General features: G+C 57.7%; 1 protein-coding gene and 1 pseudogene. One reads left to right on the top strand and one right to left on the bottom strand.

Annotation, left to right across the window (positions count from 1 at the left end; genetic code table 11):
- A pseudogene (locus BN1125_RS00270) lies at window positions 1–591 on the bottom strand (transposase); the annotation flags it as partial.
- Between the two features lie 264 nt (window positions 592–855).
- On the opposite strand from BN1125_RS00270, the gene BN1125_RS00265 reads away from it, so the two are divergent.
- On the top strand, window positions 856–1,365 hold a 510-nt coding region (locus tag BN1125_RS00265; RefSeq protein WP_042009685.1), incomplete at its 3' end, for a hypothetical protein.

Here is a 1,365-nt window from a genome sequence, read left to right as displayed (position 1 = left end):
CCAACACCTCGGCCGCAGGATGCTTGCGGGCACCCGCCTCAAGCGCCTCGCGCCACCATGCAACGTATTGCTGCCGTTCTGGCAACGAGGTCAATTGGCCTCGTCGACGTTGCTCCAGTAGGCATCGAGCTTTTTTTGCAATATCAGCAGCGCTGCCGCCTCTGCCAGGGCTTTGTCCTTGCGGTGCAACTCCTGCTCCAGTTGCCGGATGCGTTTCTTGTCCGCTTTGGCCTGCGCCTTCTCAGCTTGTTGCAGGGCTCGAGCCGATTGCTGACCCAGGATGCAGGCTTGGCGCCACTGCTGGACTTGTTCGGGGTAGAGTCCCTTACGGCGGCAATACTCACTGAGCTCAATCTCAGAGAGCGCAGCGGTTTCCAGCACCACGGCGAACTTGGCCTCGGCAGGCCATTCATCGGTCAATTTGTTGTCCCCGGGCACAGGAGCCCCTCCGTCTTTGGCTTGTTTGCGCCAATTATACAGAGTGGCCTCACTGATGTTCTCCTGACGGGCCAACTCGGCAACCGACATATTGATAGGAGGCAGCAGCTTCTTGAGCAAGGCAGCCTTTCGTTCACTTGAATAACGATCCATTCGACACTCTTTTTCACCCCCAGTCTTCACTTTTAAACAAATCAGGTCAGGCGACAACTATCCTGACACCGGGGGGGGAGTTGCTATCTATAGCTGTTATGCCTAGGATTTTATTTGATAGATTTGCGCAAATTTCACCCTGAGAGTTGGGGTGAATACCCAGTAACAACGGCGCGGCCAAAGGCCGATCGAGGACTCTGCATGTCATCAGAAGCAAACGTTAAGCAGTCATTGCAATTAGTGGAACGCTTGCCTGATGGCACCATGCGGCACATTGCCCTTGCCGATGCGTCGTCTGTGCCGGCCCAACCGGGTGCCCAGTACGCCGTGATTGACCCCGCAACGGGCAACTCGCCAGAGGGGCTGGTGGTCAAGCGCAAAGGCAACTCGCTGATCGTCGAGTCCGAGAATGGCGCTCTGGTTGAAATTACCGACTTCTATGCTCAGCCAGAAACGGTGTTTATCCCTCAGGCGGAACTGGAGGGCTCCACGCTAGTGGGCGCCACTGTTACCAGTGAAACCCCGGTCATTGAGACGGCGGCCAATGGTGATGAAATCATCTGGCAGGGCAGTGCTGACAGCGCTCTTTTCACCCCCCTGAATCTTCTGCTGGGCGGTCTGGGTCTTGTTGGCCTTGGTGTGGCTCTCGACGACGGCGGTGGTAGTAGCGGTGGCGATAGCGCGCCAGTTACTCCGCCTGTCACCCAGGCCGACACCACCGCGCCCACCGTCACCGATGTCAGCAGCACCACGGAGGCTGGCACCTACCAGGCA

Origin of the sequence: Aeromonas fluvialis (genome assembly GCF_000819885.1) — a bacterium.
Classification (GTDB): domain Bacteria; phylum Pseudomonadota; class Gammaproteobacteria; order Enterobacterales; family Aeromonadaceae; genus Aeromonas; species Aeromonas fluvialis.
The sequence above is the reverse complement of the archived record's forward strand: the minus strand, read 5'-3'. Positions and strand labels throughout refer to the sequence as shown.